This is a genomic window from Achromobacter sp. JD-1 (genome assembly GCF_038594925.1).
GTDB classification, from domain to species: domain Bacteria; phylum Pseudomonadota; class Gammaproteobacteria; order Burkholderiales; family Burkholderiaceae_B; genus Achromobacter; species Achromobacter spanius_C.
The window spans coordinates 1-24,730 of sequence record NZ_JBCGCS010000021.1 but is presented as its reverse complement, the minus strand read 5'-3'; the positions used below and the strand labels follow the sequence as shown (position 1 = coordinate 24,730).

Sequence of the window (24,730 nt, the reverse complement as noted above, 5' to 3'; positions counted from 1 at the left end):
TTTTACTTTGCAAACGTTTAATAAACGTTGAATGGCCGTCGCACTGTAACAAAGTTAAGAGCAATTGCTTCAACGGTTTCTCAACGCGGCGTAGATAGCATCATTTCCCAAGCGAACGTTACAACAGTTACGCCGCGAGGGCCGCATAGGGGCCTGGCACCCAAAGCAGGAACGCCGATTCGTATCTTTTCAATACCTAGGTGATACATTTTGTCTGCTGTGCTTTTTGACCGTGACGTGGGGCAACACCCCATCCAGGCCGACCATCCCGCCGGCGTCAGCCCGCGCGACGGCGAGGCTTTCGCGGCATTGAAAGCACACATCGACCAACTCACCGACATCCACGCAAGCACGGCCGTGGACTGGACATCGGTGGTGGCGTTGGCCAACGGCATCCTTCAGCAGGAAGGCAAGGATCTGGCCGTGGGCGCCTGGCTGGCCGCCGGCCTGCTCGAGACGTCAGGCCTGACGGGCCTGGGCAACGGCATCCGTGTCTTGCGCGACCTGGTCACGACCTACTGGGACGATATGTCGCCCCCCGCCACGCGCATGCGCGGCCGGCGCAATCAAATCCAGTGGCTGCTGGATCACTTGAATGAACGCCTGCAGGCGGGACGCGACAGCTACGCCGCCATGCCGGCCGCCGCGCACGCGGCCATGCTCGAGGATTGGGAAGCGCTCGACAGCGAATGGCAGCGCCACGATGACGAAGCCCCCGCCTTCTATGGCCTGCGTTCCGCGCTGCGGAATTTACCCGTCGAAGCGCCCCCGCAACCCGCACCCGCCATTGACGCCGCGCCGCAGGAGACCCCCGGGGTCGTTCCCGCGAACGCGCCCGCCATCGCGCCCGCCCAGCCCGCGACCAACCGATCGGTTGCGCCGCCGCCCGCCAGCATCGCGACGCCTCCTGCCGCGGGCGCCGACCCGGGGGCTGCCGCCGACGCGGCGCTGACAGGCCTGCGCCCGCTGGTCGACTGGTATCTGCAGACACAGCCCACGCTGCCCTTGTTGTTCCGCCTGAATCGCGTCTGCGCCTGGGCCACGCTGGAACAGGCGCCCCCCGTGCAAGGCGGCGTCACCTTGCTGATGCCGCCGCCCTTGCAGATCGTGAGCAGCTTCGAGCAGATCGCGCAGACAGGCGAACCGCAGGCCGTCGTGCAGTTTGCGGAGTCGCACCTGACCACGCATCGCTACTGGCTGGACCTGAACCGCGCAAGCCATGCCGCGCTGACCCGTTTGGGCGCCGCCGATGCCGCGGCCTGCGTCGGCTTCGAGACCGGCCGCCTGATCGCCCGCCTGCCCCAACTGGCCAGCATGAAATTCAACGACGGCCAGCCTTTCGCCGATGCCCAGACGCTTGCCTGGCTGGAGAGCTTTACCCGCGGCGGCGAAGGCGCGTCTGCCGGCCACGACGATGCCGACGACCTGCAATCGATCTCCACGGCGGCCGAGGCCGATGCGGCCGCTGGACGCCTGGACGACGCCCTGGACCGCCTGCAGGACGCGGCGCGGCGCACGGAAGGGCTGCGCAAACGCTTTCGCCTGCGGCTGGCCCAGTGCTCGCTGCTGCACCGTTTTGACGGCCGCGCGGATATTCGCGCCTTGATGGCCCCCCTGATTGATGAACTCGACGCCCACCGACTGCAGCAATGGGAACCGGAGCTTGCCCGGGAAGCCCTTGCCCTGGCGGCGGCCGTCGAACTGCGATACGGCGCGGAAGACGCCGGGCCCTCGCATCCCTTGCTGGCCAAACTGGCCAGCCTGGATTGCCGGGCCGCCTGGCAACTTTCGCAGTCAACCGCCGCCGCCTGACCCACCGGAACCTAGGAGAGAACCATGGCCAATGAAGGATCAGTAGCCCCCAAGGAACGCGTCAATATTGTCTACAAGCCGGCCACCGGCGACGCACAGGAACAAGTCGAACTGCCGCTCAAGCAATTGGTGCTGGGCGACTTCACCTTGCAGGAAACCGAAACCCCGCTGGACGAGCGCAAGCCCATCCAGGTAGACAAGGACAACTTCAACGACGTGCTCAAGGCGCAGGGCCTGAACCTGACGCTGTCGGTGCCGAACCGGCTTGCCGAAGGTGAATCCGACGAGGCGATTCCCGTGTCGCTCAAGTTCGAGAACCTGCGCGACTTCGAGCCCGATGCGCTGGTGGGCCAGGTGCCCGAACTGCGCCAGTTGATCGAACTGCGCGAAGCCCTGAAGGCGTTGAAGGGTCCGCTGGGCAATCTGCCCGAATTCCGCAAGAAATTGCAGGCATTGATCCAGGACGAAGGCGCCCGCGAGCGGCTGCTGGGCGAACTGGGCGTACAGGAATCCGACGCTGAGTCGGGCAAGGCCAAGGAGTAAGTGATGAGCCAGGAATCCCCGCAACAGCAAGAAGGCGCGCAAGGCGCGGCACAGGAAGGCGGTTCGCTGATTGATCAGCTGATCGAATCCACCCGCGTCAAGCCGGGCGACGAAGCCTATTCGATTACGCGCCAGGGCCTGGAGGCCTTTGTTGCCGAGTTGCTTGAGCCCAGCCGCTCGCAGGAAAAGGTCAGCCAGGGCCTGATCGACGAGATGATCGCCGGACTGGACCGCAAGCTGTGTCGTCAGGTCGACGCCATCATGCACAACGAGCAATTCCAGAAGCTGGAATCCTCGTGGCGCTCGTTGAAGTTCCTGATCGACCGCACGGACTTCCGCGAGAACAACCGTATCGAAATCCTGAACGTTTCCAAGCAGGCGCTGCTGGAAGACTTCGAGGATGCCTCCGACATCACGCGCTCCGGTCTGTACAAGGCGGTCTACACCGCCGAATACGGCCAGTTCGGCGGCGAGCCTTTCGGCACCATCATCGGCAACTACGCCTTCAGCCCCGGTGGCCAGGACGTCAAGCTGCTGCAATCGATCGCCAGCGTGGCCGCCATGGCGCACACGCCGTTCATTGCGTCGGCCGGCCCGCAGTTCTTCGGCATGGATTCGTTTGCCGACCTGCCGAACCTGAAGGATCTTTCGGCGGTCTTCGAAGGCCCGCAATACACCAAGTGGAATGCCTTCCGCCAGACGGAAGACGCGCGCTTCGTGGGCCTGACCATGCCCAACTTCCTGCTGCGCGTGCCCTACGGCGACGATACCGTGCCCAGCAAGAAGTTCCGCTACAACGAAGACGTGTCGGGCGGAAACAAGGATTTCCTGTGGGGCAACGCGGCGTTCACCTTCGCCAGCCGCCTGTCGGACAGCTTTGCGCAGTACCGCTGGTGCGCCAACATCATCGGCCCCCAGGGTGGCGGCACGGTGGGCGACCTGCCCGTCTACAACTACGAGGCCATGGGTGAAACCCAGAGCAAGATTCCGACCGAAGTGCTGATTTCGGAACGCCGGGAATTCGAATTGGCCGAGCAGGGATTCATCGCGCTGACCATGCGCAAGAACACCGACAACGCGGCGTTCTTCTCGGCCAACTCGGTGCAGAAGCCCAAGTTTTTCGGCAACAACAAGGAAGGCAAGGACGCGGAGCTGAACTACAAGCTGGGCACGCAACTGCCCTACATCTTCATCGTCAGCCGCCTTGCTCACTACATCAAGGTGATCCAGCGCGAAAACATCGGTACCTGGAAGGAAAAAACCGACCTGGAATCGGAGCTGAACAACTGGATTCGCCAATACGTGGCCGATATGGATAACCCGGCGCCGGGCGTGCGTAGCCGCCGTCCGCTGCGCCAGGCGGAAATCACGGTATCGGACGTGGAGGGAGATCCCGGCTGGTATCGCGTGGGCCTGAAGGTTCGTCCCCATTTCAAGTACATGGGTGCGTCTTTCACGCTGTCGCTGGTGGGCAAACTCGATAAGAGCTAAGCCGATGATCCAGCGGAACTGGCGTGCCGGCTGCCACCGGCACGCCGCCAGTTTCGTTTGCAATTGCATTCAGACTCAACAACTGCAAGGAGAAATTTACCATGGCAATGCCGTGCTACCTCACGCTTGAAGGACAGAACCAGGGCAAGATCGAAGGCTCTTGCGAAATCAGCGGGCACCAGGGAAAGATCCTGGTGCAAGCGGTCGAACACAAGATCGAGATCCCCAAGAACCCGCAGTCCGGCCTGCCCTCGGGCAAGCGCCAGCATCTGGGCCTGACCTTCGTCAAGGAAATCGATAAGTCGTCGCCGAAGATCTACCAGGCGCTGTGCTCGGGCGAACAGCTCAAGGACGTCACGCTGGAGTTCTACCGCATCAGCCCCAAGGGCACGGAAGAGAAGTACTACACCATCCAGTTGACGAACGCGGTGGTCGTGGGTACGCGCCTGTGGGTGCCGAACTGCCTGCAGCCCGACAATCGTCAACTGGGTCACATGGAAGATGTTGAGCTGACCTACGAGAAGATCGTCTGGACGTGGGAACCCGACGGTATCGAGTCCGAAGACTCCTGGCTCGCGCCGAAGGCGTAATGGCGGGCGGCGGGCGCACGCGCCCGCCCTGCCAGCATTCCCATGCGAGAACACCGCCTGCTTGAACGCATCGCCAGCCTGGGTTCGGACGTTGAACGTTCGCACATCACGCGGGCGGAGATTCTTGTCGACTCGATTCTGGACCATTTGCGCCGCATCCTGAATACACGCCAGGGCAGCGTGCCGATCGACCTGTCGTTCGGCGTCCCTGACTTCACCAATCTGGCGGGCTCGTTCAGCAGCGGCACGACCACGCAGATGATCGAGGACATCAGCCGCATGATCCAGCGTTACGAACCGCGTCTGCGCCAGCCGCAGATCGCTTTCACCAATACGCAGGACGAAGTCCTTTCCCTGGGCTTCGCCATCTCAGGTTTCATCGCGGTGGACGACCGCGAAATTCCCGTGCGGCTGGCGTCGCACGTGGCGTCCAACGGCAAAGTTTCACTGCGAAGGCAATAAGGCATGTTGAACCGCTACTACGAACAGGAACTGGGCTATTTGCGCACGCTTGCGGCTGAATTCGCCGCGAGCAACCCCGCGCTGGCGCCGCTCCTGGGCGCGGATAGCGCAAGCGACCCCGACGTCGAGCGTCTGCTCGAGGGCGTCGCCTTCATGACCGGCTTGATCCGCCATCGTCTGGATGACGACTTCCCCGAATTCATCCAGAACCTTGCGCAATTGTTGTTCCCCCACATGCTGCGGCCGTTGCCCTGCATGACCATCATGCGCTACGAGCCGCGTTCGACGCTGGAAGGGCCTGTCACGATACCCGCCGGCACCGAGTTCGCCTCGGTGCCCGTGGACGGACAACGCACGATTTTTCGCGCCTCGTTTCCCGTCACGCTTGAACCCGTCGAACTGAAGTCGGTGCAGTGGGAAGGCGGCGGCACGCGGCCGCGCTCGCTGCGCCTGCAATTCACGATGTCGGGCCCCGCCGCGGCCGATTGGAAAGGCGACCGCCTACGCATGTTCCTGGGCGACGCCCCCGCCGATGCCGCGCGGCTGTTCCTGCTGCTGCAACGCTATGTGCGCGAGGTGCGCGTCAGCGCCGAGAATGGCCCCATCACCGTCTTGCCGCCGTCCAGCATCGAGCCCGCGGGCCTGCGCCCCGATCTTGAACTGCTGCCGTGGCCACCAGGCGCGCACCCGGCCTGGCGCGTCCTGCACGAGTACTTCGCCCTGCCCGAGAAGCTGCTGTTCCTGGATTTCACCGGCCTGTCCACCTGGACCGCGCGCGGCGCCGCAACCGGCTTTTCGATACAGCTGATGTTCGACCAGGTGCCGGACTGGGCGCCCGCGGTCGGCGCCTCCAGCTTCATCATGAACGCGACGCCGGCGGCCAATCTGTTCAGCCAGGACGCTCACCCGATCCGGATGGACCACCTGCAGCCGGACTACCGCATCCATCCCGTGGCCCGCACCAGCAAGGCCGCCGAGCGGATTTTTTCCGTGGATGCCGTCAGCGCGCGCGGCGCCGACGGCGCCGAGCGTGAATACCATCCCTTCTCCGCTTTTCGCGGCGGCGACCAGGCCTCGTACAACATCAGCATCCGGCCTTCCGCCCTGCATCGCGGCTACGACCACTATTTGAGCCTGCCCTATGCCGAAGGCGGCATGCCGCAGCTGCAAACGCTTTCCACGCGGCTCACCTGCACCCACGGCGACCTGCCCGAAGGCCTGCGCCTGGGCGATATTTGCGAACCCACGGATAACTCGCCGCCCCGCGTGGGCTTTCGCAACATCCATGGCGTCACCCCGCATTGCCCGCCCGTCATCGACAGCGCGCTGCTGTGGCGCGTGCTGTCGCACCTGAACGCCAACCACCTGGCGCTCGCCAGCGAAGGACAACTGCGCGATCTGCTGTCGCTCTACGTCCCGCCACGCCAGGTGGACGCGCAGCGCAATGCGGCCGCGCGCCGCAGCATCGAAGCCATTACCAGCGTGAGCGTCGAGTCGGCACGGCGCATCGTGCGCGGCATGCCCGTGCAAGGCAGCGAAGTGCGCATCGAATGCCGGGGTGACCATTTCCCCGGGCCGGGCAGCCTGTTCCTGTTCGGCACCGTGCTGGACGAATTCCTGGCCGGCACCATCGCCCTGAACACCTTCAGCGCTCTGACGCTGGTGGATACCGTCAACGGAGAGACCCTGACATGGCCCGCCAAGATCGGCCGCTATCGCCTGCTGTAGCGGTATCGCACACCGATCCGCTGCTGGAAGAAGGCCATCGCTACGCCTTCTTCCAGGCGTTGCGCCTGCTGCGTTTACGCAACCCCGACGAAGCGGTGTTCAACCGCGATGTCCGCGTGCGTCCGGCGGTGTCCCTGTCTTTTCCCGACCACGATATCGAAACCATCGAGCGCGACGAGGCGGGCAAATACCGCATCACCGCCAATTTCTTCGGGCTGTACGGGGTCACCTCGCCGCTGCCCACCTTCTATACCGAAGACCTGATCGACCAGTACCTGCAAGGCAACTCCACCTCGCGGGACTTTCTCGACATCATTCACGCAGCGCTGTATCCGCTGTTGTTCCGCGCCTGGGAAAAGAACCGCCTGTGGCTGGCCGTCGCTGAACGGCGCGACGCCTCGCGGCTGGATCAGTTGCTGGCCCTGGTCGGCCTGAGTGGCAAACGCGGGACGCGTTGGCAGGCGGCGCGCGCCCTGCTTCCGCATGCAGGCAACTTCAACCAGTTCCCCCGCTCGGCGTTGGGCCTGCAGTCGCTCGTGTCGGGCCTGTTGGACAACCTGCCGGTGGAAGTGGAACCTTGCGTGACGGAAACGGTGTCCATCCCCGAACCCGCGCAATGCCTGCTGGGCGAACAGGCCTGCCGGCTGGGGGAAGACACCCTGCTGGGCAGCCGCATCGACGAACGCGCAGGCGCCCTGCGGGTGCATGTCGGCCCCGTATCGGCCGAACGCCTGGCGGGTCTGCTGCCAGGCACCGAGCGTTACACCGAACTGGTGAACGCCATTGCGCTGTATCTGAAAACGCCTTTGCGCTGCGAGCTGGCGTTGAATGTAGCCCCCCAGCGGCCCGGCGCAAGCCTGGGCGAAGGCTGGCACACGTTGGGACTGAACACGTGGCTGCCGGAGCAGGAACCCGGTGACACCACGGGGCCGTGGCCACGCTACGACCAGATCTTCCTGCCGATTGAACCCGAATCCACACAAATCTCCGAGAGGCCTTTGCAATGATGCTGGTGGAACTGAAACCCCTGTTCGCACGCCTGAACCCCACTTGCTCGGCCGCGCTTGAAGGCGCCGCCGGCTTGACGTTGGCCCGCAACCATTACGAAATTGCCATTGAACACATGCTGCGCAGGCTGGTTGAAGAGCCCGGCGGCGACGTGCATCGCATCCTGGCCCATTTCGATATCGACCCCTTGCGCCTGACCGCGCAGCTTGACGAAAGCCTGGCTCAGTTGAAGAACGGCAACCCCGGCCGTCCGGTGTTCGCGGGCCTGCTCACGGAGTGGGTGCAGGAGTCCTGGTTGACCGCCTCGATCACCCTGGGTGAAAGCCGCGTGCGCAGCGGCGCCATGCTGCTGGCGCTGGTCTCGCGCCTTAGCTACTACGGCGCGGCCACCCGCTACGCCGAAACGCTGCGCGCCATCTCGCGCGACAAGCTGACCAGCGACTTCGACACGATAGTCAACGGCTCGAACGAGGCCAGCACGCAGATCGCGGACTCGGCCTCGGGTGGCTCGGCCCGCCCCGCCGCCGCGGGCGATGCCGCCATCAACCGCTTCTGCGAAGACTTCACGGCCAAAGCCGCCGCCGGCAAGATCGACCCGGTGTTCGGGCGCGACAGCGAAATCCGCCAGATGATCGACATCCTGGCGCGCCGCCGCAAGAACAACCCCATCTGCGTGGGCGAGCCTGGCGTGGGCAAGACCGCGGTGGTGGAAGGCCTGGCGCTGCGCATCATCAATGGCGACGTGCCCGAGTTCCTGCGCGATACGCGCCTGCTGGGCCTGGACCTGGGCTTGCTGGAAGCCGGCGCCAGCGTGAAGGGCGAATTCGAAAACCGCCTGCGCGGCGTCATCGACGAGATCAAGGGCGCGTCGCGCCCCACCATCCTGTTCATCGACGAAGCCCACATGCTGATCGGCGCGGGCGGCCAGACCGGTGGCTCCGACGCCGCCAACCTGCTCAAGCCGGCGCTGGCGCGCGGCGAGTTGCGCACCATTGCCGCCACCACCTGGAGCGAATACAAAAAGTACTTCGAGAAAGATCCGGCGTTGGCGCGCCGCTTCCAGGTCGTCAAGCTGGATGAGCCGGACGTGCCCACCGCCGTGCAGATCCTGCGTGGCCTGAAAGACCGCTACGAGGCCGCCCACGGCGTCACGGTGCGCGACGACGCCATCGTGGCGGCGGCCGAACTTTCCAACCGCTACATCACCGGCCGCCTGTTGCCCGACAAGGCGGTTGACCTGCTGGACACGGCGGCAGCGCGCGTGCGCATTGGCTTGGGTATCAAGCCGGCCGAACTCGAGAACCTGGAAAGCCGCCTGGCGGGCCTGGAACGCGAACGCCAGGCGCTGGCGCGCGATGTGCGCTACGAACCCGGCAGCCATAGCGAGCGCCTGGAAGCCATTACCGCCGAGCGCGCCGAACTGGAAAGCAGCCGTGACGCGCTACACGCGCGCTGGACCGAAGAGCGCGACGCCGCGCAAGCCGTCCTAGACCTGCGCCGCAAGGTCGGCGAGGCCGAGGCGGCCGCCGAGGCGAAGGCTCAACAAAACGACAGCGCGTTGCCGTCCGATGACGCCCCGCAGGCCGCCGCTGACGTGAATGCCGAGGATGCCGCCTCCCTCAACACGCAACTCGAAGAAGCGCGTGCCAAATTGAAAGCGCTGCAACGCCAAGAGCCCCTGGTGTTCATCGAGACCGACCCCGACGCCGTGGCGCGGGTGGTTTCCGACTGGACCGGCGTGCCGCTGGGCAAGATGCAGCGCGACGCGGTCAACGGCGTGCTGGCCCTGGCGGACCACATCAAGGAACGCATACGCGGGCAGGATCATGCCGTGGATCAGATTGCCGCCACCGTGAAGGCCGCGCAATCGGGCCTGCGCGATCCGCAGCAGCCCATGGGCGTATTCCTGCTGGTCGGCCCGTCCGGGGTGGGTAAAACCGAAACCGCGCTGGCCATCGCCGACCAATTGTTCGGCGGCGATCAGGCCCTGGTCTCGATCAACATGAGCGAGTTCCAGGAAAAGCACACGGTCAGCCGGCTGGTGGGTTCGCCCCCGGGCTACGTGGGCTACGGCGAAGGCGGCGTGCTGACCGAGGCCGTGCGCAAACGGCCCTACTCGGTGGTGCTGCTGGACGAAGTGGAAAAGGCCCACCTGGACGTCGTCAACCTGTTCTACCAGGTCTTCGACAAGGGCACGCTGGCCGATGGCGAAGGCCGCATCATCGACTTCAGCAACACGGTGGTGTTCCTGACCAGCAACCTGGCCACCGAGGAAATCACCCGCCTGACGCAAGACGGGCGTCCGGATCCCGACACGCTGGCAAGCGCCATACACCCGGTGCTGGCGCGGCACTTCAAGCCGGCCCTGTTGGCCCGCATGACGGTCGTGCCCTACTACACGCTGCCGGCGTCCGAACTGGCGGGCATCGTCAAGCTGAAGCTGGCCAAGCTGCAGCAGCGGCTTGCCGCCGCCAACCGGATTGCGCTGACGTTCGAACCCACCGTGGCCGACACCATCGCCGCGCGTTGCACGGAAGTCGACAGCGGCGCGCGCAATATCGACTTCATCCTGCGCAAGAGCCTGACGCCGGTGCTGTCCGACACGGTCCTGTCCGCCCTGGCCGAGGGCCGCTCGCTTAGCGCGCTGCATGTCGAAGCCGACACGGACGGCGGCTGGAAGATCACCCCGACGGAGGCCTCGGCATAATGTCCAACGCCTACGACTATGCCTTCGATTGCGCCGCGCTGACATCCATGCTGCACGGCCAGGCGATGCCTGCCGCCAACGTCATCGTGACGCATTGGCAAGGCACCGAGGCAGTGTCGCGGCCGTATCGTTTCGATATCACCTTCGCGGTCGCGCAAGGCAACCTGGCCCTGGAGAAGCTGCTGGACCAGCCCGCCACGCTGACCGCGAAGGCGCCGGACGGCACGTTGCGCCAATGGCACGGCATCATTACCCAGGGCGCGGAGCAGGGGCGCGACGAAACCCACTACTACTACCAGGTGGTGCTGGAGCCACGGCTTGCGCGCCTGCGTTCCATGCGCTGGTCGGACATCTACCTGAAACGCGACCTGGCCGACCTGATCAAGCAACTGCTCGGCTATGCCGGCCTGACCGAACCCTACAGCAACGACGACACGGCCTACGACTACCGCATCGCCGCGACGCAACTGACGCAGACGCAGGCCGATTTCACCTGCCAGTTCGAGGAAACCTGCCTGGATTTCCTGATGCGCAAGCTGGAATACTACGGCGTCTATTTCTGGTTCGAGCAAGGGTCGGAGCAGGAGTCGGTGGTGTTTGCCAACAGCGTTGAGCAGCAGCCCGCCGACCTCGACACCGCCGTGTATTACCCACGGGGCATGATCGATCCCGACGTGCGTGAGATCGCCATCATGCAATTGAACCGGCGTGTCGGCCTGACGCCGAACATGGTGGTGCTGCACGATTCGCAAGAGCAGGGCAACACCACCCTGACCCTGTCGAGCCAGGCCAGCGTGCCCAAGCCCGCCACGGCCCTGGGACTGGGCGAGATCCATCAGTCGGACGATCATTTCGAACAGCTGGAAAGCACCTCGGCCATCTCGGGCTCGACGCTTGCCGGCTGGCGCGCGCAGGAGCTTTCCTGCCAGCGCGTGCGCCTGGAAGGCGAAGCGCACACACCCGGCGTCCGTGCGGCAAGGCTGCTGGCGGTGTCGGAATACCTGCGCGGCGTTGACGCGCGGCAGTACTACGTAATCGAAGTCAGGCACGAGGGCACGCAGACGGTAGAAACGTCGCCCCAAACCGATATCCCCGCCTACCGGGCGCACTTCGTGGCGCTGCCGCGCTGGCTGGACGCCGACGATCCTTCGTCGCCCCCGCTGCAGTACCGCGCCCCGCGCATTACGCCAGTGCCGCAGGTCAGCCGCCTGGTCAACGGTTTTGTCGACATCGCCACGCCCGGACAACCCCGGCGGTTTGCGCAGCCGGACCCCGACGGCCTGTACAAGATCCGTTTCCTGTTCACCAAGCAGCGTTACGACGGGGAACAGAATTCCGCCTTCGTACGCATGGCCACGCCGTATGCGGGCGGCGCGTCGTCGCAAGGCCTGTCGGATGCGGGCATGCATTTTCCGTTGCGTGAAGGCACGGAAGTGCTGATCGCGTTCCTGAACGGCAATCCGGATCGCCCGGTCATCGTCTCGTCGCTGCCCAATACCGAAGCGCCCAGCGTGGTCAACGCCCAGAACTCGGCGCACCACAGGATCGGCACGCCCGGCGGCAACACCATGGTGCTGGCCGACGCTCAGCCGGGCGGTGACGGCGCACCGGCCATCCGGCTGTACAGCCCCACGCAGGATTCCTCGATGAACCTGGGCCAGTCGGACGAGGAAGGCGTGAACGATGGCTTCCATCTGAAGACCGAGCTGCACGGCGAACTGTATGCCGGCAGCAGCATGCTGATTGAAGTGCCGGGCCACTACCGCGTGTGCGCGGGATCCGACTCCAACGAAACCCAGGCCAACTTCCTGGGTTCGGAAGCGCAGGATATGCCTTCTGGCATTTCGGTGGAACAGAGCGGCGGGATTGTGGTCGAGAACTTCATGGGCATGAAGATCGAAAGCGTGGAAGCCCTGACGCTGGGACACTTCTTCGGCGGCAAAGTGGAATTCAACGAGGCCGCGACCTTCGAATCGACGCTGGGCGTGAAGCTGAGCATGGAGTGCGTGGCCGCCAAGGAGATCAACCTCCTGGAAAAGAACATCGTGCGCGACAACGCCAATTACGCCAACGCCTTCACCAAGTGGGTCGCCGGAAAATGGAACGGCATCCTGGCGGAGAAGACCGAGGAAGTCGGCATGATGAAGACCACGGCGCTGGAGACCTACAAGCTCTTCACGCCTGACGCCTGGATGGGCTCGGTGGCGTCGTCGCTGTCGCTGGAACCGGCAGGCGCCACACTCAACAGCTCGATCGCCACGCTTGACGGCTGGACCAAGGCCACGGTGACCAGCCTGACGGAAACGCTGGTCGAAGGCGGCATCTCGACCGTCAACCTGACCAGCGCCAGCGCGTCCATCACCAGCCCGTCGATTGAACTCACCGCCACCGCGGACGTGGCGGTGACAACAGGCGGAGACGTCACGATCAACGGCGTCGTCGTCATGCTCGGATAACGCGATGCACGTGCACAAACCCGCCGACGCCATGCTGCTGCTGGGATATCAATCCCGCGGGGGGCAGTCGTCCCTGACCGTGACGGTAGGCTACTGTTGCGGCGCGGACGGCACGCGCCTGTCTGAACCGGAGGCCTGGAAAACGCTGACGGCGCTTTTCACTGACGAACCCTTCGACCTGGCGCAAAAAAAATCGCGTGGCGGCTTTGGGGTGGCTGGCGCGGCCAAGGCGCCGCAAGGCAGGCCGGTGACCGGCCTGACCGTGCGCGCCGGCGTGGGCAGCCTGGAAAAATCAGTGCTGGTGCTGGGCGACCGCTATTGGTCGCGCGGGGTTGCCGGCTGGCAGCCCAGCGCGCCGCAGCCTTACACCGACATGCCCATCGGCCTGGCACGCGCCTACGGCGCCAAGGGCTGGGCGGCCAATCCGCACGGGCGCGGCCATTGCGCCCAAGCGGACCAGGCCGACGGCGTGGCTCTGCCCAATGTCGAAGACCCCAACGCACCGGTGCTGCGGCCCGGCGATGTCCCCCGCCCCGCCAGCCTGGGCGTGCTGGCCCAGGGCGCGCCTGAACAGATCCGTTGGCTAGGCACGCTGGACAAGCGCTGGCAGCGCGCGCGCCTGCCCTGGTTGCCCGACGACACCGACCCGCGCTGGTTCGACCGTTTCGCGCAGGACCAATGCCAGCAAGGCTATTGGCGCGGCGACGAAAGCTGGTTCGCCGAGAACATGCACCCCGACCATCCGCTGCAACGCGGCACCCTGCCCGGCTTGCGGCCGCGCGTGCTGGTGCGCACCGATGCGGCGCCCGAGCGGCGCGTGGAAGTGCCGCTGGACCTGGACACCGTGTGGCTGCTGCCAAACGACGAGCGCGTGCTGGTGCTGTACCGGGGCGAATTCGCCACGCGGCGCGAGGACGCGGAAGACGTGCTCGGCCTGGGCATCTTCACCGAACGCATGAGCGAGCCGCCGCAAACCACCCAGCATTGGGCGCTGATGTGGCAAGAGGCCGGCGAGACCGCGACGCCGGCGCAAGCGCAAACGCTGGCCGCGCCCGAGCCGGGCCCCGAGGCCGCCGCGAAAACGGCCGCGGCGGGCAAGGCGGTCGAAGAGATGGGCAAGGCGGCGGCCGCGCATCGGGCGACGGTCGCCAAGACCCTGGCTGACACCCGCGCATCGGCCATTGCCGAAACCGACCAGACCATGCAGCGCTACGGCCTGGGGTCACTGCAAGCCAAGATGGCGCAAAGCGATGCCCCGCCCAAGACGCTGGCGTTGCCGCCCCCCGAATGGCCCAAGGAACCGACGGCGTTCAAGGCTGCCGTGCGCCAATACGTGGCCGATGCCTTGGCCGCTGGCGAAGCCGAGACGCGCGAGCAATGGCGCGCCCACGGTCTTGACTACGACGCCGCGCTGGCGCGTTCGCGTGCCCGGCCGCCCGTCGTGCTGGACCCCGCCGACGCCGTCGCAAAAATGAAGCTGCCGCCCGACGCCAAGGCCGCGCTGATGGAACGCTACCAGGCCTTCCAGATCAAGATGGACGCGCTGCAACTGAACGCGAAGAAAATCTCCAAGCAGGCAGAAGCGCTACAGGCCCAGGAACCGCCGCCACTGCCCTTGCCGGATGAGGCCATGCCGCGCGGCCCCCGCACCGTGCTGGACCGCGAGGCCCTGCTTGACCACCACGCGCGGCACGCCTCGGCGCAATGGTGCGAATTGCAGGGGCTGGACCTGAGCGGCGTGGACCTGGCCGGCCTGGACCTCAGCTCCTCGCTGCTACGCGGCTGCGTGCTGCGCGGCGCCAATCTGGAAGGCGTGGATTTCACTGACTGCCAACTGGAAGACTGCGATCTTGGGGACGCCCAACTGAGCCGCGCCCGTTTCCCCCGCGCCCTGCTGAAGGGGTGCCAGGCCGCCGGCGCGAAGCTGCCCGGCGCGGACTTTACACAAGCCCGCATGGAGAAATGCGTGTTCACCCAGGCCGATCTGTCCGCCACCCGGTGGGCCACGGCGCAGGCAAAGGAATGCGACTTCGACAAGGCCGTTCTGCGCCAGGCCCAGGGCCAGGACGCGCGTTTCACCGCGTGCCGGTTTGCCGCCATCGATGCGGCGTCCAGCCGTTTCCCGAAAGCCATGTTCAGCAAGTGCGTGCTGGAGGACGCCACCCTGGATGGCGCCGACCTGCAGGGCGCGACCTTGATGACCTGCCAGGCTGCGGGTTCGCGTTACGACGGCGCCAGCATGGCGCAGCTGCGCACGCTCAAAGGCACCGATCTGAGCCGCGCCAACCTGAACCGCGCGCTGTTGGACAAAGCCAGTCTGCAGGATACGAATCTGGGCAAGGCCACGCTGCGCGAAACGCGCATGGACCGTGGGTTTCTGAAGAACTGCGACCTGTCGGGCACCGACGCCTGGCATCTGGTGGCGCGCGTCTGCGACTTCACCGGCAGCCGCATCACGCAGGCCAGTTGGCGCGGGGCCAACCTGATGCAGGCCCGGCTGCGCCAGGTGGTGCTGCAGGACGTGGACCTGACCGGCGCCAACCTGCACGCGGCCGATACCCGCACCGCGACCGCGCAAGGCGTGCAATTGGACCAGGCCCTGCTCACGCGCTGCCGCCTGCTGGAGGATTACGGCCGTGAGTGACGCGACCCAGAACCGCGACGCGCTGCTGCAAGCCTTGCGCGCGGGCGAACGGCTGGCGCCCGACGCGCTGGCCGGCGTCGACTTCCGCAATGCCGATCTGTCCGGTCTGCGCCTGGCCAACCTGGATGCGCGCGGCGCCCGTTTCGATAGCGCCGACATGCGCAAGACCGTCTGGAACCGTTGCCGGCTTGACGACGTCAGCCTGGACGGCGTGGCGTTGGATGGGGCGTCCTTCACCGCCTGCAGCGGCCATGCCGTGTCATGGCGCGAAACCAAGGCCATCAAGGTCTGGATGATGGATTGCGTATGGCAGGACGCGGATTTCCACCTGGCTGAACTGACCCGCTTGGCCGCCCAGAACACCGCCTTCCCGGGCGCTCGGATGAGAACGGCCAAAGTCGACAAGGCATGGCTGTCGCGCTGCGACCTGTCCGGCCTGGATCTTTCGGGCGCGGTCTGGCGGCAAAGCCACCTGCCGGACAGCAAATTGACGGGCTCCACGCTGGCTGGCGCCGTGCTGGCGCAATGTTCCTTCAACCGGGTCCAGGCCGCCGATGTCGATTTCAGCGGGTTGGTGGCCCCGGGCGTGTCTTTCTACCAGGCCGTCCTGCAGAACGCGCGCTTCGATAGCGCGATGCTGGACGGCGCCATCTTCGACCAGGCTCGCCTGGACAAAGCCAGCTTCGCGCGAGCCTCGCTGCAAGGCGCCCGCTTTTATGCCGCCCAGTCCACGGGCATCTCGTTCGGCGAGACCAAGCTGGTGGACGCCGACCTGTCGCACCTGCGTGTCGCGCATGCGGATTTCTCGCGGGCCGATATGACAGGCGCGCGCCTGCACGCCGCTGAACTGCCCGATGCTTCGTGGCGCGAAACCGTGCTTGAAAACGTCCGCCGCGATGACCCGGAATTACGCGCCGCCGAACTGTGGCGCCCCCCCGTTTAACCCCGATGCCATTGGACATTCAATGAACCATCCACTTCCCGCGTTGGATCCTACCGTCAGCCAGCCTGAGGCCGCGCCGGCCTATTCGCCGGACCAGGGCGCCCGCCTGCATCACGCCCGGCTGGTCATGCGCGACGGTCGCCGCTACGCCGCATTGACCGGCGCGGGCGCCATCTGGGTCACCCCCGCCGCGGGCTGCCTGCTGCAACCCGAAGTCGGCGATATGGCGCTCATCAGCGTGGCCGCGGGCCAAGGCTACATCCTGACCGTGCTGGAACGCGGGGCGCCCGCATCCGCCGCTCGGGTCGAAGTGCCGGGCGACCTGCAACTATCGTTGCCGGAGGGAAAGCTGACGATCCAGGCGGCCGAGGGCGTGGCGCTGGATGCCGGCCCCACGCTGGAGATCAATGCCGAGCACGCCACGGTCACGCTGGATGAGGCGGACCTTCGCTACCGGACCTTGAACACCGCGGGCGACACCGCGCATACGCAGTGGAACACCCGCACGGACGTCAGCGTGAACCACCTGGAAATTGCCAACCGCGCCGAAGTGCATCTGGGGCAGAGCATGCGCCGCGTTGCCGGACACGAGGACGTGGCGGCAGGGTCGCAACGCACCGTCGTCGACGACGACTGGTCGGTACATGCCGCAACGGCTGACCTGAAAGCGCGCGACCGAGTGGCCGTGGACGCCGGCTCGGTGCAGATAGGTTGAAAGGGGAATGCCATGTTCATGCTGAATAACGCCGGTGCGATGACCACGGCAACCGTGCCCGACGTTTGCCTGACGCCCGCGGTGCCGTCGCCAATCCCGATGCCCTACCCCAACATCGCCATGAGCGACATGGCCGACCCGGGCGGCATCGTCGAGAACGTGCTGGTAGGCGGCATGCCCGCGCTGAACCAGGCCAGCACCATCATGCTTAGCAACGGCGACCAGGCCGGCGCGGCGGGTGGCGGCGTGGCCTGCGGCGAGATCATGGGCGAGGCCGCGTTCGTGACCGGCAGCATGAAGGTCATGGTGGGCGGCCCGCCGGGCGTGCGCCTGACCTGCATGACCACGCAGAACGCCAACAACACGGTCGGTATCGTGGCTGCCCCCAGCCAGGTGATCGTGATGCTGGTCAGTTGAGGAGCGCCGCCATGTTCAAGCTCCAGGCTTTGATCCCGCGTCTGTTGTTCATCGCGCTGTGCACCCTTGCGCTGGCCTCGTGCAGTTCCCTGAACAGCATGATGGGCGGCACATCGGAAGAGGATGCGCTCAAGGCGCTGAAATGGACGTATGCGGCCGACGGCGTGCAGATCGCCATTGAAGCCGACCCGAAGTTGAATCAATCGACCGACCAGCCGCATACGCTGGCGCTGTCGGTGGTGCAGATGGAAGATCCCAGCGCGTTCGCGCCCTACGCCGCCAATTCGGCCAAGATGTCCACGCTGCTGCTGGCCGACGCCCCGCCCAAGGGCCTGCTGTCGCTCGACCGCGTGTTCGTGTCGCCTGGCGAGAACCGCACGATCACTCTGCCGCGCGTTGAAAACGCCAAGTACGTGGGCCTGGTGGCCGGCTACTTCCATCTGGACCCGACGCGCAGCGCACGGCTGTACCGCATCGGCGTGGAAGTGGATTCAAGCGGCATCGTGGTCAAGACACGCAACGCGTCGCCCGAGCCGCTGAAGATAGAACTACACCTGGGCGCCGACGGCATCCTTCAGGCAGTCGGCACCCGTACGCCGCCCGTCACGCCCACCCGCCCCGTTGGCGGGCTGGTGACGCCCCCCGCGACGACGCCCGCCGCCGGCAGCCCGCCGGCCAAACAATGAACCGATCACGCAAAGCATGAGCACGCATCTGAAACAACCACTGTTCTGGCATCAGGGCCTGTTCCTGCAGCCCCATCATTTCCAGTATCAGGACGCCTGGACCGAACGCCTGCTGCATCGGCAGGTGGAACTGACCGCGCCTTGGTGCTGGGGCTTCGGCGCCCTGGAAATCAATGAAGCCGCCCTGGCCTCGCGGCAGGTCGTGGTGGACCATATGGCCCTGCGCTGGCAGGACGGCACGCTGACCGAGATGCCGGGGAACGCCCGCATCGAATCACGGCGCTTCGAACTGGCCGAGTTCTCGCAGGGCCCGCGCACGCTGTACGTTGGCCTGCGCCGTCATGTCGTGGACCAGGTCAGCGTACAGAAATACGAAAACCTGGACGACGCGGCGCGCGCAGAGGCGCGGCTGGTGGTGCCGGCCGATCCGCAACAAGTGCCCGACCGCTACGCCAGCGGCCCGTCGGGGCGCGTGACCCTGATGACGTATGTGCTGCGCCTGTTCTGGGAAGAAGAGATTGGCGCGCTGAGCAATTACGACCTGATGCCCCTGGCGCGCCTGGAGCAGGATGGCGAAGTCGTCAGGCTGGCGCCCCGCTTCGTGCCGCCCTGCCTGAACCTGGCCGCGTCCACGTCGCTGCAACACATGCTGATGGAATTGCGCGACGAAGTCATCGGGCGCGCCCGCCAGCTTGAAGTCTTCAAGCAGCCCATTGCCAACCGCTCCGGTGAAGACGGCCAGTTCGGCCCGGTGCTTGCCCTGTCCGTACTGAACCGCTACGGCCCGCAGATCACGCATCTGGTCGAGGCCCGGCAGACCCATCCCTGGGCCGTCTACGGCGTTCTGCGGCAGTTGGCGGGCGAGCTGAGCACCTTCTCGGAATATTGCGACCTGCTTGGCGAAACGCGGGACAACCAGCAACTGGTGGCGCCCTACAAGCACAACGATATCGGCGCCGTGTTCATGGGCGTGCTGGACCTGGTGCGCCGCCTGCTGAACGAGATCACGATCGGGCCCGAGATGCTGGTGCACTTCGAGCAGGATGGCGCCGCGGGCAACCTCTTCCGCGCCGACATGCCGGCCGCGTTCTTCGGCCCCCGTCATCGCTATTACCTGATGGCGCGCAGCGGCCTGGAGCCTAAGGAATTGGCCGAACATATGGTGCTGGAAGCCAAGCTCGGCACGCCCGACGAAATCGAAACATTGGTCACGCGCTCACTGCCCGGCATCGAGATCATTCCGCTGCAGACGCTGCCGCTGGGCATGCCGCGCCGTGCGGGCAGCGCCTATTTCCGTATCGAAAGCCTGTCGGATGGCTGGGACGCGGTCGTTCGTGATGGACGCCTGTCGCTGTCGCTACCCGAGTCGCCGCCGGACCTGCGGCTTGAACTGATCGTGATCAAAGGATAGCAACGTGCGTCTGAGCAATATCTGGATCGCATCCATGGAGTTGGCGCGCACGGCGATCGCGGGCGCGGGCGCCGACACGCCCGCCGACGCCGAGGTGGTGCGCAACCAACTGAAGGCGTCATTGGACGCCGCGGTCGAACGCGTGCAGGCCCATGGCTTCACCGCCGCCGACGCGCAGGCCAGCCTGTTCGCCGTGGTGGCCTGGATCGACGAACTGGCGATGTCGCGCGACTGGGCGGCCAATTCGTCGTGGCGCTTGTCGCCCTTGCAGCGCCATTACTTCTCGACAACGCGCGCCGGCGTGGCGTTCTTCGAAAAGCTGGAAGCCCTGCCTGATGACGCCGTGGAAGTGCGCGAGGTCTATGGGCTGGCCTTGCTGGCCGGCTTCAGCGGCCGCTACACGCATCGTCCGCCCGCCGAATTGGCGGAGTACCGCGCGGCCCTGCTGGAACGCATCGCCGCCGAGCGCGGCATGGCGGCGCTGGACCCGAGCCTGCCGCTGTTCCCGCAGGCGGGCGGCCGCGCGCGCAGAGTGGCGCCCTACCGCCGCGGCATCGGACCGTCGCTGGCGACCTTTTTCCTGGTGGTCGTGCCGCTGTGCCTGCTGCTGGGTCTGTACCTGTACCTGGACCACCGTGTTGCGGGCGAGGCGGCGCGCGTTGCCGTGCCCACCGCACCCCGTTCCTGACCTGGCCTGACTTGAAATGCTAACGCTGCTGTTCGTGCAATGATCAAAAAACTGCTTGTCGCGATTGCCTGGCTATTGGGACTGCTACTGCTGGCACTGGCGTGCTGGGTGCTGGGCCTGTACCTGGGCTGGCCTCTCTGGCGCTCCATCGCCCTGTTCCTGGGTGTACTGATCGGCCTTGTGCTGCTGCGCTGGCTGCGCGGGCTATGGCTGGCCTGGCGGCTACGGCGGCGCCTGGCGCGCCCGGTCGGCAGCACCACCGTCAGCACCGAACGGCTGGACATGGACTGGCGCGCGGGCTTGAGCGCACTGAAGCAGTCGCGCCTGTCGCGCTTCGGCTCGCCGCTGTATGTGCTGCCCTGGTATATGGTGCTGGGCCCCGACGATGCCGCCAGGACCGAACTGCTGCGCCGCGCGGCGGGCTCGGCGCCCGTACAGGGCCGTAGCGACGATCCGGCCGAACTGCAATGGTGGCTGCTGCGCAACGGCGTCGTGCTGGACCCCACCGCGGCGATGGGCCAGGAACACAAGGTTCCTGATTCGCCGAATTGGCGCCGTCTGCTGCACTGGATGATGCGCACGCGCCGCCGCGAACCCTTGAACGGCCTGATCCTGGCCTTCAACGCGGCGTGGCTGAGCAACGGCGCCGATGCCGACCTGAACGAGACAGGCCAGGGATTGCGCAAGCGCCTTGATGAACTGACCCGCATCTACGATGCGCGCATTCCTGTGTATGTCGTATTGACCGACTGCCAGTTGCTGCCCGGCTTTGCCGCCTGGGCAAAGAGCCTGGGGCCCGACCTGACCAACCAGGCAATGGGCTTCCTGAATCCCACGCCCACTGCCAGCGTGGGACAGTTCATCAACGATGCCTTCAACAACATCGTGCACCGGATGTTCGACCTGCGCGTGCTGCAAGGCGTGCGGGGCCGGCCCGAGCCCGACGTCTTCGGCCTGCCCGAGCGCCTGGTGCCCCTGGCCCGGCAACTGGCCAAGGTGATGCGACCCGCGTTCCAGGCGACGCCTTATGCCGAAACGCCGTTGATGCAGGGCTTGTTCCTGACCGGGCAACCGGCGGGCAGCGACCGCAGCCAGGCCGACTGGTTCAGCGCCGGCCTGTTCAACCATGCCTTGCCCGCGCAGCGGCACGCGTGGCGGCCCGTTGAGCGGTGGCGCCATTGGCGCCGCTTGCTGCGCCATGCCGCCGTGGTGGCGTGGCTGGGCCTGTGCGTGGGCGTGGGGTCGCTGCTGGTGCACGCCAGCAATACCGCTCAGGACGAACTGCGCGCCGCGGCGGCGGGCACGTCGGACACCCCGGATTTCTCGGGGCCAATGTCGACGGACCTGCATGCGCTGCAAGACGAACGCAGCGCCATACACACGCTGCTGAAGCGGCCGCCATGGCAGCGCCACTGGATGCCGTTTCAGCGCCGTGTGAACCAGGTCGAGCGCCGCATGATGGATCACTACACGCGTGAATTCCATCGCGAGGTCATCGCCGCCAATCTGGACCCCCTGCTGATCAGCAGCCTGCCGCAGTTGGCCAAGGGCAACAACGACATGCTGCTTGCCGCCTGGGCGCAGACGCTGGTGCGGCGCATCAACCTGATCGATGCCGCCCTCGCGGGCCGTAGCGTGTACGCGCTGCCCGCGCCTGGCAGCGAGCTGCCCCTGCTGCTTGCCAGCGTCCACCAGACGCTGCGCGACTCCATGGACGCCATCCTGCTTGGCGACATGTACCGCGATTACCTGACATGGCAGGACAACCAGCCGCTGCTCGATGACGAGCGACGCGCTCTGCGCCAGGTGCTGGCCGGACTCAACCTGACCAACCGCCCCATCCCCTGGCTTTACTCGTGGGTGGACCTGCAGGGCACCATCAAGCCGGTGCGCCTGACGGACTTCTGGAATATTCCCGACAAGCCGAACCTGCCGTTTATTCCCGCCGGGCTGACGCCCGAGGGCGAGCGCGCCGCCATTGGTTTCCTGGACGAACTGGGACGCGCCACGGACAACAGCAAGGAATGGTCAGCGCGGCGCAGTGAGTTCCAGCAGCATTACCAAAGCGACGGACTGGATGCGTGGTACCAGTTCACCCAGATCTTCCCGCGTGTGCCCGATCTGCTGGCGGACGGCACGGCCCGGCGCGCGGTGCTGTCGTCGCTGCTGACGCCGGACGACCCCTACCAACGCCTGATACACATGCTGGCGGCCGTTGGCGAGCGCCTGCCCGAGGCATCCCGGCCGGACTGGATCGTGCAGGCCGGTCGGCTTGATGCGCTGGACGGACTGGCGCAGTCCGACAAGGGAGACACGGCGGCCAGCGCGCTGCAGAAAATTGGCGTGGTGCAGCGCTTCGGTGGCGAAGTCATCAAGAACCTGCCGCAAGGCGGTTCGCTGGGACAAGGCATTTCGCGCCTGCGCAACGAAGGCAGCTCGCTGCAATTGCTGCAAGCCTATCGCCAGGGCGTGCACGACACCATCGTGCCGCTGCAACAGGGTGACGGCACGGCCATGAAGGCCGCCATCGAGATCTGGTCGTTCGGCCACGATCCCAATGTGAAAAGCGTGCCCCTGGTCAATGCCCGCACGGCGATCGGCACGCTGCGCGAACAACAGGGCACGGCCGGCCCACGCACCAGCGTCATCTGGGATGTTGCCGAAGGGCCGATGAATTTCGTCCTGGATTACGCCGGCCGCAACGCCGGATGCCGCTTGCAGCAGCAATGGGAGAACACCGTCCTGAGCGCCATCCAGGGCGTCACCGACGGCGAGCTTGCCAATCAACTGCTGTATGGCGACCGTGGCCAGGTCAAAGCCTTCCTGGATGGCGACATCAAGAATTTCGTGGACCACGATAGCGTGCGTTATGAAGCGCGCACGGCAATGGACAGCAAGATTCCCCTGAACGGCCAGTTCTACGCGTTTGCCAGCATGACGCAGTTGCGCCAGGTGACGTTGGCCACGCAGCAACTGCATTCCAAGCGCTCATCCGATGAAGTCCAGGCGCTGACGCAGCAACAGGGCGAACTGGAGAAACAGATCACCAAGCTGGAGAGCACTACCGGCACGGTCACGCTGAACACGGTCCCCCCACAGACCAACGCCGATGCCCGCGCGCTGCCGGAAAGCGTGAACCTGACCCTGCAATGCGCCAGCGGCGCGATCACGCTGGAGAACCTCAACTTTCCCAATAGCGCGGTTTTCCCCTGGTCCCTGGCGACGTGCGGCGACACCACGCTGCGCATCCGCTACTCGGACTTCGAGCTGACTCGCCAATGGACCGGCGCGCGAGGCTTCATCGACTTCCTCAAGGAGTTTGCCAGCGGCGGACACCGCTATACGCCCGCCGACTTCCCGGACCAGAAGACGCTGCTGTCGGTTGCCGACGTTCAATGGATCGTGGTCACCTATCGCCAGCAGGGCCAGGCGCCGCTGCAGACCGCGTTCGCCGAGGCGGATCGCCTGGCGGCCCAACTGCAAGAGATCAAGACACGGCTGGCTGAACTGCAACCCGGTACCGCGCCCGGATCGTCCATGCCCGTGCCAGCCCCGGCAAGCCCGGTGCCGCAGCGTATCGTGTCCTATTGCATGGGTCCCGTTAACAGCGTGGATCTTTATATGCCGGCCCCAGAGGCTGCGCCGGAGGCCAAACCGGCTCCCGCGGCGAAACCGCCAGCCGTCAAGCGGGCGCCAACACCGGCACCGGCCAAGGCCGCCAGCAGCGCACGAGGCCCCTACGCGGTACAGGTCGGCATCTTCTCGCACCCGGAGTCCGTGCGCGCCACGCTGAAGAAGAACGGCTATACCGTCCAGGAATCCGACATCACGCTGCGGGGCGAGAAATACCGCAAAATCTGGATAGACGGCTACGCCACCCGGGAAGCCGCCCAGGCAGCGGCGGCCAAGATAGGCGCCTTGCTCAAGCTGAAGCCGGAAGTGCTGCGGCAGGACGCCGAGCGGTAGGGGGTGGCGAAGGTGCGGGGTCTGACTTCACAGGCCCTGCACCGCGCTTGAAGGGCCTGTGACCTGCCGAATATTGCCGGACGGCTCGGCTGCTGGCGCACGAAGCACGCCAACGCAAAAAAGCCGGCCCGCTTTCGCGATACCGGCTTTCAGCTAAAAGTGTCGGGAAACACTTTCAAGAATTCGACCACAAATCAGTGGTCGGGGCGAGAGGATTCGAACCTCGCGAAATCCTGCCGCTTCCCAGGGAGACCAGCGCCGTTGTCAATGTCGGACGGTGTGCCGAATTGACACAGCGCGGACTTTAGCATGACGTCCTGGGTCCCGTCGACGCCCCGCCCTTCACCTCACCCTTCGCTGTGTTGGCATCCACGGCAAGAAGGATGCGTAAGCACCCCTGTCAAGTAGACATCGGTTGATAGACGATCGGAGCAAGGGTTAGCCGGGGCATGAATTGCACCGG

General features: G+C 65.7%; 17 protein-coding genes. All 17 read left to right on the top strand.

All coding sequences use genetic code 11. The features are described 5' to 3' along the window. The first annotated feature begins 219 nt into the window (after positions 1-219). The gene (gene tssA, locus WBR68_RS25035; RefSeq protein ID WP_230695598.1) at positions 220-1,812 is read left to right on the top strand and encodes a type VI secretion system protein TssA; all 1,593 of its coding nucleotides are present in this window, start codon (positions 220-222) and stop codon (positions 1,810-1,812) included. A 24-nt stretch (positions 1,813-1,836) separates the two neighbouring features. Next, positions 1,837-2,355, top strand: a complete 519-nt coding sequence (gene tssB, locus WBR68_RS25030) for a type VI secretion system contractile sheath small subunit (RefSeq protein WP_050445816.1) — start codon at positions 1,837-1,839, stop codon at positions 2,353-2,355. A 3-nt stretch (positions 2,356-2,358) separates the two neighbouring features. Further along, complete coding sequence (gene tssC, locus WBR68_RS25025; protein WP_050445815.1) at positions 2,359-3,846, top strand: type VI secretion system contractile sheath large subunit; 1,488 nt, start codon at positions 2,359-2,361, stop codon at positions 3,844-3,846. A 101-nt stretch (positions 3,847-3,947) separates the two neighbouring features. Beyond that, positions 3,948-4,436, top strand: a complete 489-nt coding sequence (locus tag WBR68_RS25020) for an Hcp family type VI secretion system effector (RefSeq protein ID WP_050445814.1) — start codon at positions 3,948-3,950, stop codon at positions 4,434-4,436. A gap of 42 nt (positions 4,437-4,478) precedes the next feature. Continuing rightward, a complete protein-coding gene (tssE, locus tag WBR68_RS25015) occupies positions 4,479-4,898 on the top strand; it encodes a type VI secretion system baseplate subunit TssE (RefSeq protein WP_083447292.1) in 420 nt (139 codons plus the stop codon). A 3-nt stretch (positions 4,899-4,901) separates the two neighbouring features. Then, positions 4,902-6,626 carry a type VI secretion system baseplate subunit TssF gene (gene tssF, locus WBR68_RS25010; protein ID WP_230695554.1) on the top strand — a complete coding sequence of 575 codons (1,725 nt, stop codon included), beginning with the start codon at positions 4,902-4,904 and terminating at the stop codon, positions 6,624-6,626. Continuing rightward, positions 6,590-7,633, top strand: a complete 1,044-nt coding sequence (gene tssG, locus WBR68_RS25005; protein WP_050445812.1) for a type VI secretion system baseplate subunit TssG — start codon at positions 6,590-6,592, stop codon at positions 7,631-7,633. The genes tssF and tssG overlap by 37 nt, the downstream gene beginning before the upstream one ends. Further along, positions 7,633-10,341: a type VI secretion system ATPase TssH gene (gene tssH / locus WBR68_RS25000; protein WP_342490519.1), complete on the top strand. Its 2,709-nt coding sequence runs from the start codon at positions 7,633-7,635 to the stop codon at positions 10,339-10,341. Before tssG ends, tssH begins: the two co-directional genes overlap by 1 nt. Beyond that, positions 10,341-12,797 (top strand): type VI secretion system Vgr family protein, encoded by a 2,457-nt coding sequence (locus WBR68_RS24995; RefSeq protein WP_127186014.1) that lies wholly within the window; start codon positions 10,341-10,343, stop codon positions 12,795-12,797. Before tssH ends, WBR68_RS24995 begins: the two co-directional genes overlap by 1 nt. Positions 12,798-12,801: 4 nt before the next feature. Then, on the top strand, positions 12,802-15,441 hold the full coding sequence (locus WBR68_RS24990; RefSeq protein WP_230695552.1) for a DUF2169 family type VI secretion system accessory protein: 2,640 nt from the start codon (positions 12,802-12,804) through the stop codon (positions 15,439-15,441). Next, the gene (locus WBR68_RS24985) at positions 15,434-16,384 is read left to right on the top strand and encodes a pentapeptide repeat-containing protein (protein WP_050445808.1); all 951 of its coding nucleotides are present in this window, start codon (positions 15,434-15,436) and stop codon (positions 16,382-16,384) included. Before WBR68_RS24990 ends, WBR68_RS24985 begins: the two co-directional genes overlap by 8 nt. 22 nt (positions 16,385-16,406) lie before the next feature. Further along, positions 16,407-17,099 carry a DUF3540 domain-containing protein gene (locus tag WBR68_RS24980; protein WP_230695551.1) on the top strand — a complete coding sequence of 231 codons (693 nt, stop codon included), beginning with the start codon at positions 16,407-16,409 and terminating at the stop codon, positions 17,097-17,099. Between the two features lie 12 nt (positions 17,100-17,111). Then, entirely contained in the window at positions 17,112-17,516 is a 405-nt protein-coding gene (locus tag WBR68_RS24975) for a DUF4150 domain-containing protein (RefSeq protein ID WP_050445806.1), read from the top strand. Between the two features lie 11 nt (positions 17,517-17,527). Then, positions 17,528-18,202: a type VI secretion system lipoprotein TssJ gene (gene tssJ, locus WBR68_RS24970; protein WP_050445805.1), complete on the top strand. Its 675-nt coding sequence runs from the start codon at positions 17,528-17,530 to the stop codon at positions 18,200-18,202. A gap of 16 nt (positions 18,203-18,218) precedes the next feature. Next, positions 18,219-19,613, top strand: coding sequence for a type VI secretion system baseplate subunit TssK (gene tssK, locus WBR68_RS24965; protein WP_127186017.1), 1,395 nt, complete (start codon positions 18,219-18,221; stop codon positions 19,611-19,613). A 4-nt stretch (positions 19,614-19,617) separates the two neighbouring features. Further along, a complete protein-coding gene (locus WBR68_RS24960; RefSeq protein WP_050445803.1) occupies positions 19,618-20,301 on the top strand; it encodes a DotU family type IV/VI secretion system protein in 684 nt (227 codons plus the stop codon). A gap of 39 nt (positions 20,302-20,340) precedes the next feature. Beyond that, positions 20,341-24,267 carry a type VI secretion system protein gene (locus WBR68_RS24955; RefSeq protein ID WP_230695550.1) on the top strand — a complete coding sequence of 1,309 codons (3,927 nt, stop codon included), beginning with the start codon at positions 20,341-20,343 and terminating at the stop codon, positions 24,265-24,267. Positions 24,268-24,730: the final 463 nt, after the last annotated feature.